This window comes from Mesorhizobium sp. P2_A12, assembly GCF_056405075.1.
On record NZ_JBFUCU010000004.1, the window covers coordinates 167738 to 184397 of the forward strand.

Below are 16660 nucleotides of genomic sequence, written 5' to 3' on the forward strand. Positions count from 1 at the left end.
CGGAGCCCAAGCATGGTCAAGACGCCGAAGATGCGACACTCGAAAGGCCGCCGCGAGCCGGTGACCATCGATCTCGAGCCCGGCGCGATCTCGCGCATCGCCGACGAGGACGCTGCAAAGCCCCAGGCCGGCACCGAAGAGGCACCAGAGGAGGCCGTCTCGCAAGCCGAGGTCCCCGAAGAACCGGTGCATGCCGACCAGACCGATCTCGAGCCCTGGGAGCATGCCGACGCCCAGGCCGAATCGGAGCAGCCAGAGGCAGCCAAGGGCGCCAGCGAAGCTGAACCTGCCTATCCCGGAGCGTCCGAGGCGCCGGCCAACAAGACCAAAGCCTTCGACTACAATTTCGAGGATGCGTCGGCGAAGCGCTCCCAGGCCGACGACAACAAGGCGAGAACCGAGACACGGGACGATAGAATGGCGCCAACACCACCGGCAAAGCGTAGCGGCCTCAATGGCATTGCCGCCGGCATCATAGGCGGCGTCATCGCGCTGGTCGGCGCGGGTGGCCTGCAATATGCCGGGCTGCTCGGCGCGCCGGGGTCCGGTTCCGGCGTATCGCTCGACGGCGTCAACAGCGAGATCGCCGCGCTGAAGAGCGAAATCGCCGGCCTGAAAGAAACGGGCGGCAACCCCGACGCGTCGGCCAAGGTCGATGGCCTGTCGTCGGCGCTGGATCAGGTCAAGACGGATGTCGCGGCGCTGAAGTCGGCGGTCGAATCCGGTGGAGCGGGCGACACTGCCGGGCTCGCAGCGCTTGGCGACAAGATCAAGCAGATCGAAACGGCGGTCGCCGCCCTTGGCAAGGCGGGCGGCGCGGCGCCGGTCGATCTCGGCCCGCTCAACGAAAAGCTGGCTGGTCTCGACGCGCAGGCAAAGTCAGCCGGCGAAGCGACGACGGCGCTGGATGGCCGGCTCACCGCGTTGGAGCAGTCGGTGTCGCAGCTTTCCGGCAAGGTCGAGGCGGCGGCAGGACAGCCAAAGATCGCGCTCGCCATCGCCGCCTCGGCGCTCAAGTCCGCGCTCGACCGTGGCGCACCATTCTCGGCCGAACTCGAAACCTTTGCCGCGATCTCGCCGGATGCGCCGCAGCTTGCGACACTGCGCACCTATGCTGAAAAAGGCGTGCCGACCCGCGCCGAGATCGCATCGCAAGCGGATGCCGCGGCCAATGCCATGGTCGCCGCCGCAACGCCTGTCGACGAGAATGCTGGCTTCCTGCAGAACCTTTTGTCGAGCGCCGAATCGCTGGTCAAAGTCCGGCCGATCGGCGCCGTCGAAGGTGCCGGTGCGCCGGAAACCGTCGCGCGCATGGAGGTGGCGGTCAGCCAGGGCGATTATGCCAAGGCGCTCATCGAGTATGGCACGCTGCCCGAAGCAGTGAAGGCCGCCGGCGCCGACTTTGCCGGCAAACTGAAAGCACGCATCGAGGTCGAAACACAGGTCGACGCGCTGATCTCCGGCGCGATGAAGGCATGAGGGCAACACCATGATCCGCCTCTTGGCCTTCCTCATCGTCGTCTTCGCGCTCGGCCTCGGTTTTGCCTGGTTGGCCGACCGGCCTGGCGACATGGTCGTCACCTTCAGCGGCTACCAATACCAGGTCAGTCTGATGGTGGCGGCAGTTGCCGTCGTTGCCGTCGTTGCCGCGGTGATGATCTTCTGGTGGCTGCTCAAGTCGCTGTGGAACAGCCCCTACACCATTTCGCGCTATTTCCGCGTGCGCCGCCGCGACCGTGGCTATCAGGCGCTGTCGACCGGCATGATCGCCGCCGGCGCCGGTGACGGCGCGCTGGCTCGCAAGAAAACCAAGGAAGCGGCCAAGCTGATCCGCTCCGACCAGGAGCCGCTGATCCATCTGCTCGAGGCGCAGGCGTCGCTGCTCGAAGGCGATCACGAAGGCGCGCGGCAGAAGTTCGAGAGCATGCTCGACGATCCCGAAATGCGGCTGCTCGGCCTGCGCGGGCTCTATCTCGAGGCCGAACGGCTCGGCGACCGCAACGCCGCCAGGCACTATGCCGGCCGTGCCGCCGTGATGGCACCGCAACTGGCCTGGGCGGCCGAATCGACGCTGGAAGAATTGACCGCTCGCGGCGACTGGGACGGTGCCTTGAAACTGGTCGACGCTCAGAAGTCGACACGGCAGATCGAACGCGATGCCGCCAACCGCCGTCGGGCAGTGCTGTTGACGGCCAAGGCGCAGGCGCTTGCCGGTAGCGATCCGACTGCCGCCAGAACCGCGGCGATCGAGGCCAACCGGCTGCGGCCGGACTTCGCCCCCGCCGCCGTTGCCGCCGCCGCCGCGCTGTTCAAGCAGAACGACGTGCGCAAGGGCTCGAAAATCCTCGAGACCGCGTGGAGGGCCGAGCCGCATCCTGAGATCGCCGAGCTCTATACACATGCACGGCCGGGCGATGCGGTGCTCGACCGCCTCAACCGGGCGAAAAAGCTGCAGGAGATGAAGAAGAACCACGCCGAGTCGTCGATGACGGTGGCGCGCGCAGCACTTGACGCGCTGGATTTTTCGACCGCCCGCCGCGAGGCCGAGGCGGCGATCAGGATGGACCGCCGCGAGGGTGCCTATCTGCTATTGGCCGACATCGAGGAGGCCGACACCGGCGACCAGGGCAAGGTGCGGCAGCTGCTTTCCAGGGCGGTACGGGCGCCGCGCGATCCGGCCTGGGTCGCCGACGGTGTCGTTTCGGAGCGGTGGGCGCCGGTATCGCCGGTCACCGGCCGGCTCGACGCCTTCGAGTGGCGTGCGCCGATGGAGCGGCTCGGCCAGCTGATCGACAGCCATGATGATGCACCGTCCGCCCCCGTGCCGGTCATCGAAGCGCTGGCAAAGCCGGTGAGCGAGAGGCCGGTCGAGGTGATCGATGACGCCGGCGGCGAGATTTCTGCGGGCAAGGATGCTGAAGGCCGCGAGGAAGATCACGTCCGGCCGATCACGGCCGCCGCCTTCGCCGAGGTGCCGGCCAACGCCGAAGCGGTCGAGCCGGCCGAGGAGCATGCGCGGCTGCCGGACGATCCTGGCGTCGATCCGGACGAGGAAGCGGAAAAATCGCCGCGCCGGTTTCGGTTGTTTTGAGTTGGGCCGGCCGTGAGGGCCCCTGTACCCCAAGCAGATAGAGCATGATGTCGTCCGAAAACCGCCTCACACTTTTCGGCATCATGCTCTAAGGAATGGATCATGTTTGAACGCGTTCTGTCATTTCTGAGGGATTTGCCGGCCGGCGCCGGCACGCATGCCAGCAGCGACGATCCGCGCGTTGCGGCTTCGGCGCTCCTCTATCACGTCATGAATGCCGATGGCGTGCGCCAGGATGTCGAGTGGGAGCGGTTCAAGGCGGTGCTGGCCCAGAGCTACTCGATCAGCGGCGCCGAACTCGAAGCGCTCGCCGCCGCCGGCGAGCGGGCCGACAATGAGGCGATCGATCTCTATGCCTTCACCAGTGTCTTGAAGCGCCATCTCGATGCCGAGGCGCGCAAGGCCTTCATCGGCCTGATGTGGGAGATCGTCTACGCCGATGGCGAGCTGCACGAGTTGGAGGACAACACGGTCTGGCGCGTCGCCGAGCTGATCGGCGTCGAACGCCGCGACCGTATCGAGGCGCGCCGCAAGGCGGCGGAGCAGGCACCCGGCGCCACCGGAACATCGAGCGACGAATAGACGGATTTCGCCTGCCCATGCCGCGCCAAACGAGTTCGAAGCCAAAGATCCTGATCGTGCTGCATCAGGAGAATTCGAGCCCCGGACGTGTCGGCCACATGCTCTTGGAAGAGGGCTTCGAGCTCGACATTCGGCGCCCGCCGCTCGGCGATACCTTGCCGGAAACGCTCGACGGCCATGCCGGCACGGTGGTGTTCGGCGGTCCGATGAGCGCCAATGACGAGGACGAGTTCGTCCGCCGCGAGACCGCCTGGCTGGAAATACCGCTCAAGGAGAACCGGCCGTGCCTTGGCATCTGCCTTGGTGCGCAAATGCTGGTCAACCATCTCGGCGGCAAGGTCGAGGGTCACGGCGAAGGGCTGGTCGAGATCGGCTGGTATCCGCTGAAGGCGACCGAAGCCGGCAAGGCCCTGATGCATTGGCCGGAGATGGTCTATCAGTTCCACCGCGAGGGCTTTTCACTGCCCAGGGACGCGACGCTGCTGGCGACGGCCGAGACCTATCCCAACCAGGCTTTCCGCTATGGCGACAATGCCTGGGGCATCCAGTTCCACGGCGAGTTGACCAGGGCGATGATGCAGCGCTGGGTGGTGCGCGGCGCGCATCGCTTCGAGTTGCCCGGGGCGCAGCCCGGCCGCGATCATCTCGGCGGCCGGCTGATCTGGGACATGCACCTCAAGCGCTGGCTGGATGAATTTCTGCGGATGATTTTCGGCAAGCCGGCGCTGCGGTAGACGTCAGTTTCGGCCGTTGAGGTGGCGCACCTTGCGCAGTTGCGGGAACAGCACGATCCACAGCCCGGCGACCGCGATCGCGCCGACGCCGCCGACCACGACGGCCGGCACCGTGCCGATCAACGCCGCCATCGTGCCGGCGCGGAATTCGCCGACCTCGTTGGAGGCGCCGACGAAGACCTGGTTCACGGCATTGACGCGGCCGCGCACATGGTCGGGCGTCCACAACTGGATCAAGGTCTCCCTGATATAGACGCTGAACATATCGGTTGCGCCAAGGAAGGCGAGCGCCGCGATCGACAGCCAGGTGATGGTCGACAGGCCAAACAGCACGGTGAAGGCGCCGAACGCCGCAACGAAGCCGAGCATGATCAGCCCTGCATGGTTGCGGATCGGATGGCCGGCCAGCCAGATGGCGACGCAGATGGCGCCGACGCCCGGCGCCGAACGTAGCAAGCCTAGGCCCCAGGGGCCGAGCTGGAGGATGTCGCGGGCGTAGATCGGCAACAGTGCCGAGGCGCCCGACAAAAGCACGGCGAACAGATCGAGCGAGATGGCCCCCAGAACGATCTTTTCGCTCCAGATATAGCTGAACCCACCGAAAAGGTTCTGCAGCGTCGGCTTCTCGGTCGCCGTGCGTTGCGCGGGCTTCGGGATAGTGAAGATCAGCAGCCCGGACGCAAGCATAAGCACGGCGGCAGTGCCATAGGCGACCTCCGCCGACACGCCGTAGAGCAGGCCGCCGGCGACCGGGCCAACGATGGTCGCCGTCTGCCAGGCCGACGAATTCCAGGCGATGGCGTTGGCGAAATCCTCCGGAGGCACCAGATTGGCGAACAGCGAGGCCGAGGCCGGGCCGAAAAAGGCGCGGGCGACGCCGAACATGGCGAGCACGACGAAGATCGGCAGCGGTCCGCTGATACCATGCAGGGTCAGGAACAGCAGCGTCAGCGCGCAGATCGCCTCCACCACCACCGCCAGCGCCATGATCAGGCGACGGCCGAAGCGGTCGGCGACGACGCCGGTGACCAGCACCAGCAGCAGCGACGGCAGGAACTGGACGATGCCGACCAGGCCGAGATCGAGGGGATCCCGCGTCAGGTCATACATCTGCCAGCCGACCGCTACCGACACGATCATGGTGGCGAACGTGGTGAGGAAACGCGCCGCCCAATAGCTCAGGAAGGAGCGGTGGCGGAACGCGGCATAGCGCTGGTCCGGCGAGGTTTGTGCGGCAGTCATGGATCGAGGCCCCGTTGCGATGGCATCGGCCGGCGGGGCACTTCCCGGATGGGCGCTGTTCCGGCTAAGGGAACTTCTAACAAAGTTCGCAGCCCGATGTGCGCCAAAATCAGCGCTGGATCAACGAATTTTGACCCTGTTCCGTTGATTGCACGAGGACGTTATTGCCTGAGCGCCGCAGAGATGGCGTCGAGGCCGCTCCTCAACTCGGCTTCCGTCGGCCAGCCAAAACCGACGCGGAAGAAGCGCTTCGGCATTTCGAACCAATGGCCGGGTCCGACATAGGCGCCATGGTTCTCCAGCAGGTTCACATAGAACCGGTCGAGGTCGAAGCCGGGATCGACGTTCAGACGCGGGAAGCCGACGACACCGCCTTCGGGGCGTACCCAGTCGACCAGCGGCTCGCGGTCGATCCAGGCCTGGACGATGTCGCGGCGCCTGGCCATTTCGGGCAGCAGCGTCGCCAGGAACGCGTCCCGGCGCTGCAGCATGCCGCGCGCGATGCCTTCGTCGATGACGCTGCCGCAGATGCCGATCTGCTCCTTGGCGGCGAGGAATTTCTCCTGAAGTTCCGCATCCCTGGTGATCAGCCAGCCGATGCGGATGCCGGGAATGCCGAAGGCCTTGGACAGCGACGAGACGCTGATCGCCTTCGGGCTCAGCGAGGCAGCCGACGGGAGGCGCTTGCCATACGAGAGGTCGCGATAAGTCTCGTCGACCAGCAAATGGCAGCCCCTGCTTTCCGCTAGCGCTACCAGCGCATCGAGGTCGATCAGCCTGGTGTTAGGCTGGATCACCGCCTTGACGCGTTCGACATCGGCCCGGTCCATCATCGTGCCGGTCGGGTTGTGCGGGCAGGTGACGCTTCGATGGCGAAGCCTTCGTCGAAGGCCAGATCGACAAAGCTGATGGCGCAGCCGATCGCCCTTGGGGTCTCGATGTTGGTGGCGTAATTGGGCCTGATGACGACCAGATGATCGCTCTGCGACAACAGCGAGGTCGAGATGATGAACAGCGCCCCGGCGGCACCGGCGGTGACCAGCACATCATCGGGCGAGACGGCGTCCTGCGCCGCGATCAGCGCGCGCAACTCCTTGTCGCCGCGATGCTCGCCGTAGAAAAGCGTGAGATCGGGCAAGGACAGGCCGATGTCGGAGAGTTTCTGGTCGGCGATCGAACTTTCAGAGAGGTTGTAGCGGATCCGGTCGTAGCCGTACTCTTCCGGCGCCTCTTTCTCGATCACCATCCTTGTGTAGTTCATGGCTTCCCCCAAAGAACCCGTCCGGTTCATCCAAGCCACAAAAACATGAAGCCTGCCAAGGCGGATTCGCCGGCAGGCTTCTGTTCCAGTGGTCCTAAGCGTTGGCTTAGGATCGAATTGCCTAGGCCGAGGCCTTCTTCCTGCCTCTGCCCTTGGCGGGCACGACCTCGGCGGCCTTGCGGCCGAGGCCGATCGACTTCGCCAGCAGCGAACGCGAAGCGGCATAGTTGGGGGCGACCATGGGATAATCCGATGGCAAGCCCCATTTGGCGCGATAGGCGTCCGGCGTCAGGCCGAAATGCACGCCGAGGTGACGCTTCAGGGATTTGAACTTCTTGCCGTCTTCGAGGCAGATGATGAAGTCCGGCGTCACCGATTTCTTGGGGTTGACCGCCGGAACCAGCGGTGCCGCCACCGGGACCGGTGGCTGGCCGAGCCCGCTTATCGAAGTGCTGACGCTGGCGATGAGATCGGCGAGACCAGAAGCGGGCAGGCGGTTCTTCTCGACATAAGCGGACACGATGTGAGCGGTCAGCTCGAGCAGGTCGATGTCTTTACGGGCACTGTCTTTATCGTCGGTCAATCTATTCCTCCGTCTAAAGCGAATGACCTGAAAATCGGATTCGATTCCCGGAAAGGATCATGCGCAAGATCAAAATGCTGCGGCGTCCTTTGTGCATCCACGGGACGGGCAGCGTTGTTTGTGGCGCGAAATTCCTAGTCGGCAAATCTGCGCAGCGCAATGACTTGATGCTGCGGCACACGTTATTTTGAACAACTATATTAAACAATAACAATATCAGACTATCAGCGCCTTGTCGCGCCACAAACGAAATCCGCCTTCGAAGGCGCGTGTGTTGTCGCCGCGCCGGCTCTCGGCGGGCAATTCATCGAGCTTGTCGACATTGCCGCCGCCAATGACGACGTAGTCGGGCTGCATGGCGGCGCGGAGCCGGTCGACGACGTCGAAGACGTATTTCCGCCATCTCTTCTTGCCACGCTTTTCCAGGCCGCGTTCGCCGACATAGTCCTCGAAACTCTTGCCGTTCTTGTAGGGAAGATGGGCGAGTTCCATCGGCTGGGCGACATTGTCGACGATCATCGCGGCACCGAGGCCGGTTCCCAGTCCGATGAACAGCATGCGGCCGCCTTCATAGCTGCCGATGGCCTGCATCAGCGCGTCGTTGACCACCTTCACCGGCTTGCCGAATTGCGCGGCGAAATCGTAGCCGGCCCAGCCCTTGCCGAGATTGGCAGGATCGGTGAGCGGCCTGTTGTGGGTGACCGGGCCGGGGTAGCCCATCGAGATGACGTCGTAGGACAAGCCCTCGGCAAGCTTCTTCACCGCATCGGTCATCTGCTGCGGCGTCAGGCCGGGCCCGGAGTCGGCGCGCCGCTCCGCGCCGCCGGCGCTGCTGAGGATCTTGACATGCGAGCCGCCAATATCAATCGCAAGCACGATCTTCTCGGCGTCCGATGCCGGTTGCTTCACCGCTTTGGCCATTGCGCCACCTCCACTCACTTTACCGGATCGATCCAGCCATTGGGCGGCCCGAACCCGGCCATCGCGTCCGCCGGACCCCACGTGAGCGGTTCATAGAGGTGCGGCGGCGTGGTGTCGCCGAGCACCGGGCCGACGATGCGCCAGGCCAGCTCGCTGGCGTCCTGGCGCGTGAACAACTGGCCGTTGCCGTTCATGGCATCGCCGATCAGCCGCTCATAGGGCGGCATGTCGCTCTTGCTGTCGTCGAGCGCCGTCAGTTCGACCTGTTCGCCGATCATGTCGTCGCCCGCCGCCTTGCGCTGGGCGCCGACGGCGATCACCACTTGCGGATCGATGCGGAAGCGAACGTAGTTCTGGTCGGCCGGCTTGATCGGATCGAAGACGTCGAGCGGCGGCCGCTTCAGCCGCACCACAACTTCGGTGACATGCACCGGCATGTTCTTGCCGGCGCGGATGAAGAACGGCACATCCTGCCAGCGCCAGGTGTCGACGAAGAAACGCACCGCCGCAAAGGTCTCGACCGGTGAGTTCGGCGCCACGCCGGGTTCGGCGAGATAGCCGGTGAACTGACCGCGCACGACGTCGTCTTTCGCCAAGGTGCGGATCGCCCGCAGCACCTGCACCTTCTCGTCGATCAAATCGTCGGCGGAACGGCCGACGGGTGGCTCCATGGCAAGCAGCAACAGGATGTTGAGCAGATGGTTCTCGATGACGTCCCTGATGCAGCCGACATTGTCATAGAAGCGGCCACGCCCCTCGACGCCGAAATCCTCGGCCATGGTGATCTGCACGCTCTCGACGAAGTTGCGGTTCCAGATCGGCTCCAGAAAGGAATTGGCGAAGCGGAAATAGAGCAGGTTCTGGATCGCTTCCTTGCCGAGATAGTGGTCGATGCGGAAGATCGACTGTTCGTTGAACACCAGATGCAGAACCCGGTTCAGCCAGCGCGCCGATTGCAGGTCGTGGCCGAACGGCTTTTCGACCATCAGCCGCGCGCCATGCGCGGTGCCCGATTGCTCCAGTCCCTGGACGACGGTTTCGAACATGGTCGGCGGCACCGCCATGTAGTGCAGCGGTCGCTGGGCGGTGCCGAGCGCGCTTTTCAGTCTCTCGAACGTCGCCGGATCGCGGTAGTCGCCGCTGACATAGCGCAGCAGGGAGGCGAACTTGGCGAACAATTTTTCGTCGATCTTGCCGAGCGCATTGACGATGCCGTCGTGGGCGCGCGCCTGCAATTGCTGAAGGTCCCAGGCGTCGAACGCCACGCCGATCACCGGTTCAGTGAGGGTGCCCTTGGCCACCATCTGGTAAAGGGCTGGAAATATCTTTTTGTGGGCGAGGTCGCCGGTGGCTCCGAAGAGCACCAGCGTGTCGGACCGTTCCGGGCTCATCGGCGTGTCTCCCCTGCCGCCGTCACGAGCCGGACTTCGGCTTCTCGACATGGCCGCCAAAGGCATAGCGCATTGCCGAGAGCAGCTTGTCGGCGAATTCGGATTCGCCTTGCGAGGAGAAGCGGTCGAACAGCGCCGAGGACAGAACCGGCGCCGGCACGCCGGTGTCGATCGCTGCTTTCAGCGTCCAGCGGCCTTCGCCGGAATCCGAGACGCGGCCGCCGAAATTCGCCAGGTCCGGATCACCCTTCAGCGCGCCCGCGGTGAGATCGAGCAACCAGGAGCCGATGACGCTGCCATGCCGCCAGACCTCTGCCACCTGAGGCAGGTCGACGTCGAACTGGTAGTATTGCGGGTTTTCCAGGGGGCTGGTCTCGGCGTCCGCCGTTCGTTGCCGCTTGCCGGCATTGGCCGACTTCAGGATGTTCATGCCTTCGGCATAGGCGGCCATCACGCCATATTCGATGCCGTTGTGCACCATCTTGACGAAGTGGCCGGCACCGCTCGGTCCGCAATGCAGATAGCCATAGGGTGCGGTCCCGGCATCCTTGGGCGGATTGGAACCGGCATCGGCACCGGGCGCCAGCGTGGCAAAGATCGAATCAAGGTGCTGCACCGCCACGTCGGGACCGCCGATCATCAGGCAATAGCCACGCTCAAGGCCCCAGACACCGCCGCTGGTGCCGACATCGACAAGATGGATACCCTTGGCGGCCAGTTTCGCGGCCTGGTCGACGGCGTCGTGATAGTAGGAATTGCCGCCGTCGATGATGATGTCGCCGGGTTCCATCAGGGCGGCCACCTGATCGATGATCTTGCCGGTGATCGCCGCCGGCAGCATCAGCCAGACGCAGCGCGGCTTGGCCAGCTTGCCGACGAATTCGTCCATGGATGCCGTCCCTGACGCGCCGTCGGTCACCAGGGCGGCGACGCTGGCCGGGTTGATGTCATAGACGACGCATTCGTGGCCGTCGCGCATCAGGCGCCGGACCATGTTGGCGCCCATCCGGCCCAATCCCATCATTCCGATCTGCATGGTTTCGTCCCTGTTTCCTGGAGATTACTGGATTTATCGAGGAAGGATCGACTGGCTATCCTGATCGCCTGATATGACGGTGAAGTCGACATTCTCCCAATCGCCGGCTCCGGGCCAGAAAAAAGTGAAGATCAGCGAGCTTCCGCAGGGGAGGCTGGCCGTGGGCAGGTCGACCAGATGGACGCCGAAAGCGTTCTCGATCGTCGGGGTGTCGACGGCGGTCGCCCAATTATCGCTGCTCCAGCGAACCGTCGCCTGGGCCAAGAGCTCGACGCGCAGCGTCTTGCCGGCCGGCAGCGTGCGGATCTTGTTGTTGAAGCGCCATGTCCTGAACGGCGATACGGTCTTGTCCTCGATGTAGCGCTTGACGCCTTGCGGCGGCATGTCGAAGACCGCGCCGTCGCGCGCCGAGCGCAACAGCTTGATATGCTCCGAATGCGCCCAGACCAGCGGCATGGCGCTGCCCGAAGGGCGACCGTGCAGCAGTTCGCGCTCGGCCATGTCGGCTCCGTCCCAGACCTGTTCGGGCAGCAGGCCGCCCAGCCCGGCCGAGCCTTCCAGCGCCGCCAGCAGGTCCACCGCTCTGTCCTCGCGTCCGGCTGCAAGCTCGTAATGGGCGCGTTCGCCAGCGAGCAACGGCCACGGCCGGCCCTGGCCGGTGCCGTCGAAGGGCGCGCCATCCTCATGCTCGCCATAGCCATCGCCATTGTAGCGGTACCAGAGCGACCCTTGCGGCAGGTCGCAGCGCAATTGCGCATCGATGACCGTGACCGTGTCGACGATACGCGGATCGTCGGCTGCCCTCAGGCCGAAGCGGACGAGCGCCAGAGCGTCCGGGCTGACGATTGCCTCGGCCGGCTGGTCGGAAGCGCCGGGCGGCCGGTTCTTGATCGGGACATAGCCGTCCTTCGGTGAACCGGCCTCCGCGCTGTCGGGTGGCGCGATGCGCACGTAATAGCCGTCGACGCCGGCCTGCCTGCCGAGTGCCGTGCCGGTGACATAGGTCCAGCGCTCGACCTGGTCGTTCCAGACATCGGCGGTCTCGCGCAGATAGGTCGCGGCGACCTGCTTGCCGCAGGCGTCGAGCAGGTCGGCCGCGGCAAGCAGTGCCGCGATCTCGACGGCAAGCGTGAACGGGCTGTAGCCGGCATCCTCTTCCCAGCGGTCCTCACCGGTGACGGGTCCGTTGCGCACGACATAGCTGGCGGCGCGCTCGATCATCGGCTGAAAGGCGAGCAGCCTGGCCTGCGGCAGGTGCCCGGCGCGGTGCAGCGAATCGGCCAGCAGCAACGGGAACGCGCATTCATCCATCTGGATGCCTGGCCAATAGGCCGACCCGTCGAGCCAGGCGTTCTGCGGCCAGTGGCCGTCCGGCTGCTGGATGGAACTGAGATAGTCGAGGATTTGCAGGGCCGACGCGGCATCGCCGGCGGCGAGAAAACCACCGGCGGTCTCGACCAGATCGCGCGGCCAGACCAGATGGTAGCCGCCGAGGTCGTCGTCACCCTTGTTGAAGCCCCACGGAATCGAAAGGCTGGCGACCGCCGCACCCGGTATCGCGATCGACCGGTGGGTCGACAGAACCGCGGTCGAGACGCGATAGAAGTTGATCCCGGATTCGCCATGCCGGTCCAGCGGCAGCAGGCTCTTTTGCCATTTGCGCCATCTCTCGACGTAGGCGTTGGCGGCGGGCTCAAAGCCTTGCTTCAGGCTGGCGAAGGCATTTTCGGCCGCCTCGTCCGATGTCGCGCCAAAGCCCAGCGCCAGCACGGCCGTTGTCTTGGACGCGGTAAAGCCGATCTCGCCGGTCAGCGCGACATTGCCGTCCTCGGCCCGCCGGCAGACCGGATCGAGCTCGCCGGTATTGTGGAGCTGCTGCCAGCCGTCGGAGACGCCGACGTAGCCGGCCGTGCCCGTGCGCCAGGGCAGTGACGAGGCCAGGGCCAGGCAGGTGCCGCGCCCCGAGGCGAACAGCACGGGTTTTCCGTTGTGGTCACCGACCCAGGCGGTGTTGCCCATGCCGGCATTGACGAGATGCGGCGCCAGCAAGGCATAGACGCGATGGTCGCCGGCGGCACCCTTGAGCGCTGTGAAGGTAATTTCCTGCAGCAAAGCGGGCCGTGCCGGGTCGGCAAGTATGCGCTTTTCGATCCGGTAGGCGCCGTCAGTCGCGGTGTTGACCACCCTGTAGGCCGGCACGCCGTCCTCGAATGGCTCGATGGCGTGCACAGCATCGCGTTTTTCTTCGGAGAAATAGCCGTCGGGGCCGGTGACGATCAGGCCAAGGTCGCGCGTGCAGGCGCTGTCGAGGTGCGGATAGTAAATCTCGTTGAGAATGCCATGGCTGATCGTGAACCAGATATGGCCGCTTGGCGAAAGGGACGTTCCAACGCCACTCTTGGCGCTTGACGTCCAGCGGGCCGGAATTCCCGGGGCGCCCGGAGCAACGGTTGGCGTCACTGGCATTCGATTGCGATCTCCTGGCCCTTTCCCTAGACCAGGACGCGAACCCTTTTCAATCATTGCACCGCAAGTTGATCGCCACGGCCAATGGCGCCCTCGTTGACAGGGGCGCCGCATAGCGTCCACTATTCCCGGCACGGGAGGATCGCGCAGCCATGCCGGAGGTGTCCCTGGTCCTGATCGACCGGTTGCTGGCGATTTCGGCGGCGCTTGCCGGCCATATCGATCCCGGCACGGCGTTTCGCGCCACAGCCATCGAGATCGGGACGCTCATTCCGCACGACCACATGGATCTGGCGGTGCTGTCGCATGACGGGCGCAGGCATGCCTGTTATGAAGCCGGCTTCCACACCAGCTGGAGCGAGCTTGCCCAGCATCCGCTGCCGACCGAAGTCAGCCCGATTCGCTCGGTGCTGTGGGGCGAGGTGGCATATCTGCTCTCCGACGACGCGCTGCGCGACGAGCGCTTCCATTTCGCCACGGCCATCGACGGACCGATCTTCGCCGCCAGGCTGCGCAGCCGCATCGTCGTGCCGCTCAGGGCACGTGGCGGCATCATCGGGGCGCTGAACATCAGCCGGCACGAGGTCGGCTGCTACACGCTTGCCGATGTCGCGGTCGCCCAGCAATGCGCCGACCTGATCGCGCCCTATATCTTTGCGCTGATCCAGACCGAGGAGGCGCGCCGCGCCATGCTTGCCGAGAGCGAGGCGCGCAATCGCGTCGAATTGCTGCGCGTCGGCGCCTCGCAACTGACCGAGGGCATGGAGCGCGAACGCCGGCGCATGGCGATGGACCTGCATGACCAGACGCTTGCCGACCTCGCCCGCATCGCACGCCAGCTTTCGGCCCTGCGCGGCCAGGGCGTGGCGCGGGCGGCGCAGCTTGCTGACCTCGAGCAGGAGGTCGCCGGCTGCCTGACGGAACTGCGCCACATCGTCGACGACATGCGGCCGAGCGTGCTCGAACTGTTCGGCCTGCGCGATGCGGTCGAAGCGCATCTCAACCGCAGCGTCGCCAGAGCCAAGCCGCCCATCGCCGTGCGCATCGCAGACACCAGCGACGGCGGCGCCGACAATCTGCCGGAGCCCGTCCGCACGGCACTTTACCGGATCGTGCAGGAAGCCATCAACAATGCGGTTCGGCATGCTGCGCCGCGCCGCATCGACGTGCTGCTGGCTTCGACCGCAAGCGTGCTGCGGGTGATCGTCACCGATGACGGCCAGGGCTGCGGCACTATCGATCCGGCCGCCCATGGCGGCATTGGCCACATGCATACGCGCGCCGCGCTGATCGGTGCGCGGCTGCGCATTGGGCAGGCCGGCCGCAAGAGCGGCGGCACCCGTGTCGTCGTGGAGATCGACCGCCGGCCGTCGCGGGAGCTGCCGGTTGCGGCGGCTGCAGCGGCGCCCGGCCAGCTCGCCGTGTCGGAGGCCATGTGATGCTTGTGATGATCGCCGAAAATGACGGACTGCACCGCACCTTCGCGCGGCGCACCGTCGAGCAATTGTGGCCCGGCGACGTCGAGGTGATCGAAGCGAGCGACGGCGAGGACGCCATCAACCTTGCGGCCGAGCGCGAGCCGCCGCATGTCGTGCTCGACCTGCAGATGCCGAAGGCGACCGGGATCGAGGTTGCCAGGGCGATCTGGAACCGCCGCGCCGGCACGCACATCCTGTTCTGGTCGAACTTCGCCGACGAGGCCTATGTGCGCGGCGTGGCGCGCATCGTGCCGCCCGGCTCGGTCTATGGCTATGTGCTCAAATCGGCAACGGAGGAAGGCATGCGCTCGGCCTTGCGCGGCGTTTTCCGCGAGGGCCATTGCATCATCGACCGCGAGATCCGCGGCATCCAGCACCGCGTCCAGGACAAGTTCGAGGGCATCACCGACGGCGAATATGAAAGCCTTATCGACATCGCGCTTGGCCTGACCGACCGGGCGATCGCCGCACGCCGCGGCCTGTCGATCCGCGGCGCGCAGAGCCGCATCAAGCATGTCTACGACAAGCTCGGCATCGTGCCGGCGGAGGACGGGGCCGGCGATGCATCCGTGTTCAACTCGCGGACGCGGGCGATCTATCTCGCCATGGCGCGAGGCCTGATCAACATCGACGCGCTGCGCCGCGAGCAGGACCGGCTCGACGCCTGGCTGGCGCAGGCTTCGCCCGATCACTGAATGCAGCCAGAGCGGTTCGGAAAACCGTTTGACACTTTTCCTTTGCTCGGGTGCGACTGTGCAAATGCACAGTCGGGCGTGCGCTTTGACCCGTATCGCCACGCCGGTGCCGCAACTACCTTCGATCCTCAATAAGAATACATATCAGGGAAGCGCTCATGCCATTCGTCGCCATGCGAATTCGCACGGCTGTTCGCGCCGCCAGGCACCAGTGATGTCGGTGTCGGCGCGAGCTCGCCATTCCGGCTTCGACGACGTCGTCGGCGATGCGACGATCGAAACGCTGGCGAGCGGCTTCGGTTTCCTCGAAGGGCCGGTGTGGCATCCCTATGAGAAGTGGCTGGTTTTCTCCGATATTCCGGAAAGCCGCATGTATCGCCGCAGCGCCACGGGCGAGATCGAGCTGTTCCGCGAGCCGAGCCACAAGGCCAATGGCAATACGCTGGATCGCCAGGGACGGTTGGTCACCTGCGAGCACGCGACCAGCCGGGTGACCCGCGCCGAGCCCAATGGCAGCGTGACCGTTCTTGCCACACACCATCAGGACAAGCAGCTCAACAGCCCGAACGATATAGTCGTTGCCACCGGCGGCTCGATCTACTTCACCGATCCGGGTTATGGCCGAGTGGAATTTTACGGCGTGCCGCGGCCGCAGGAATTGTCTTTCCAGGGCGTCTACCGCATCGACGGCGACGGCGCCCGGCTGACATTGCTGGCCGACGATTTCGTCCAGCCGAACGGGCTTTGCTTCTCGCTGGACGAGTCGCGGCTGTTTATCAACGACACCGAACGCGGACACATCAGGGTGTTCGGCGTCGAGGCGGATGGCGACCTCAACGGCGGTGCGGTGTGGGCGGTGACCGAAGGCGACGGGCCGGGAGCGCCGGACGGCATGAAGATCGACAGCCGCGGCAATGTCTACTGCACCGGCCCCGGAGGCATCCATGTCTTCGACGCGTCGGGTGCCATTCTGGGCGTCATCCGCACGCCGGAAGACTGTGCGAATTTCACCTTCGGCGACGACGATCTGAGGAGCCTCTACATCGCCGCATCGACGTCGCTGTACCGGCTCCGGGTGCGCGTGCCGGGATTGAGACTGTTTTGAGTTCGGGACCGTCCGTGCTCAAATCAGATTGGGAGCGAGGCCGGGGTCAAAACCGGCAGGAACTGCAGCAGTAAA

16 protein-coding genes are annotated in these 16660 nt (G+C 65.2%); 8 read left to right on the forward strand and 8 right to left on the reverse strand.

Translation table 11 applies throughout. The features are described from left to right. The first annotated feature begins 12 nt into the window (after positions 1–12). The 4 genes from AC1DZU_RS11110 to AC1DZU_RS11125 all read left to right on the forward strand — a co-directional run bounded on the left by AC1DZU_RS11110 (position 13) and on the right by AC1DZU_RS11125 (position 4407). Positions 13–1479, forward strand: coding sequence for a COG4223 family protein (locus tag AC1DZU_RS11110; protein WP_477284523.1), 1467 nt, complete (start codon positions 13–15; stop codon positions 1477–1479). Between the two features lie 10 nt (positions 1480–1489). Beyond that, positions 1490–3091 carry a heme biosynthesis HemY N-terminal domain-containing protein gene (locus tag AC1DZU_RS11115; protein ID WP_477284525.1) on the forward strand — a complete coding sequence of 534 codons (1602 nt, stop codon included), beginning with the start codon at positions 1490–1492 and terminating at the stop codon, positions 3089–3091. 102 nt (positions 3092–3193) lie between these two features. Continuing rightward, positions 3194–3673, forward strand: a complete 480-nt coding sequence (locus tag AC1DZU_RS11120; protein WP_095084069.1) for a tellurite resistance TerB family protein — start codon at positions 3194–3196, stop codon at positions 3671–3673. A 17-nt stretch (positions 3674–3690) separates the two neighbouring features. Next, positions 3691–4407, forward strand: a complete 717-nt coding sequence (locus tag AC1DZU_RS11125; RefSeq protein WP_477284527.1) for a glutamine amidotransferase — start codon at positions 3691–3693, stop codon at positions 4405–4407. Between the two features lie 3 nt (positions 4408–4410). Here the strand turns inward: AC1DZU_RS11125 and AC1DZU_RS11130 are convergent, their stop codons facing one another. The 4 genes from AC1DZU_RS11130 to AC1DZU_RS11145 form a co-directional block, all read right to left on the reverse strand. Beyond that, complete coding sequence (locus AC1DZU_RS11130; protein ID WP_477284529.1) at positions 4411–5649, reverse strand: MFS transporter; 1239 nt, start codon at positions 5647–5649, stop codon at positions 4411–4413. 161 nt (positions 5650–5810) lie between these two features. Further along, complete coding sequence (locus AC1DZU_RS11135) at positions 5811–6482, reverse strand: aminotransferase class I/II-fold pyridoxal phosphate-dependent enzyme (protein ID WP_477284531.1); 672 nt, start codon at positions 6480–6482, stop codon at positions 5811–5813. Continuing rightward, a complete protein-coding gene (locus AC1DZU_RS11140) occupies positions 6479–6910 on the reverse strand; it encodes a hypothetical protein (protein WP_477284533.1) in 432 nt (143 codons plus the stop codon). The genes AC1DZU_RS11135 and AC1DZU_RS11140 overlap by 4 nt, the downstream gene beginning before the upstream one ends. 121 nt (positions 6911–7031) lie before the next feature. Then, positions 7032–7493 (reverse strand): Ros/MucR family transcriptional regulator, encoded by a 462-nt coding sequence (locus AC1DZU_RS11145; protein ID WP_477284535.1) that lies wholly within the window; start codon positions 7491–7493, stop codon positions 7032–7034. A gap of 59 nt (positions 7494–7552) precedes the next feature. Between AC1DZU_RS11145 and AC1DZU_RS11150 the strand changes: the two genes are divergently transcribed. Continuing rightward, positions 7553–7684: a hypothetical protein gene (locus AC1DZU_RS11150; protein WP_477284536.1), complete on the forward strand. Its 132-nt coding sequence runs from the start codon at positions 7553–7555 to the stop codon at positions 7682–7684. Between the two features lie 25 nt (positions 7685–7709). On the opposite strand, the gene AC1DZU_RS11155 is transcribed toward AC1DZU_RS11150, so the two are convergent. Genes AC1DZU_RS11155 through AC1DZU_RS11170 form a run of 4 tightly spaced genes read right to left on the reverse strand, consistent with a single transcriptional unit; the run spans position 7710 to position 13307 of the window. Continuing rightward, entirely contained in the window at positions 7710–8414 is a 705-nt protein-coding gene (locus tag AC1DZU_RS11155; RefSeq protein WP_477284538.1) for an ROK family protein, read from the reverse strand. Between the two features lie 14 nt (positions 8415–8428). Continuing rightward, positions 8429–9805: a glucose-6-phosphate dehydrogenase gene (gene zwf / locus AC1DZU_RS11160; RefSeq protein ID WP_477284540.1), complete on the reverse strand. Its 1377-nt coding sequence runs from the start codon at positions 9803–9805 to the stop codon at positions 8429–8431. A 22-nt stretch (positions 9806–9827) separates the two neighbouring features. After that, a complete protein-coding gene (gene gnd / locus AC1DZU_RS11165; RefSeq protein WP_477284542.1) occupies positions 9828–10841 on the reverse strand; it encodes a phosphogluconate dehydrogenase (NAD(+)-dependent, decarboxylating) in 1014 nt (337 codons plus the stop codon). Between the two features lie 33 nt (positions 10842–10874). After that, complete coding sequence (locus tag AC1DZU_RS11170) at positions 10875–13307, reverse strand: glucan 1,4-alpha-glucosidase (RefSeq protein ID WP_477284544.1); 2433 nt, start codon at positions 13305–13307, stop codon at positions 10875–10877. 152 nt (positions 13308–13459) lie between these two features. On the opposite strand from AC1DZU_RS11170, the gene AC1DZU_RS11175 reads away from it, so the two are divergent. From AC1DZU_RS11175 to AC1DZU_RS11185, 3 genes are all read left to right on the forward strand, one after another. Continuing rightward, entirely contained in the window at positions 13460–14746 is a 1287-nt protein-coding gene (locus AC1DZU_RS11175; protein WP_477284546.1) for a sensor histidine kinase, read from the forward strand. Beyond that, complete coding sequence (locus tag AC1DZU_RS11180) at positions 14746–15480, forward strand: response regulator (RefSeq protein ID WP_457150201.1); 735 nt, start codon at positions 14746–14748, stop codon at positions 15478–15480. The genes AC1DZU_RS11175 and AC1DZU_RS11180 overlap by 1 nt, the downstream gene beginning before the upstream one ends. A gap of 214 nt (positions 15481–15694) precedes the next feature. Continuing rightward, positions 15695–16585, forward strand: a complete 891-nt coding sequence (locus AC1DZU_RS11185; protein ID WP_477284548.1) for an SMP-30/gluconolactonase/LRE family protein — start codon at positions 15695–15697, stop codon at positions 16583–16585. Positions 16586–16660 lie beyond the last annotated feature (75 nt).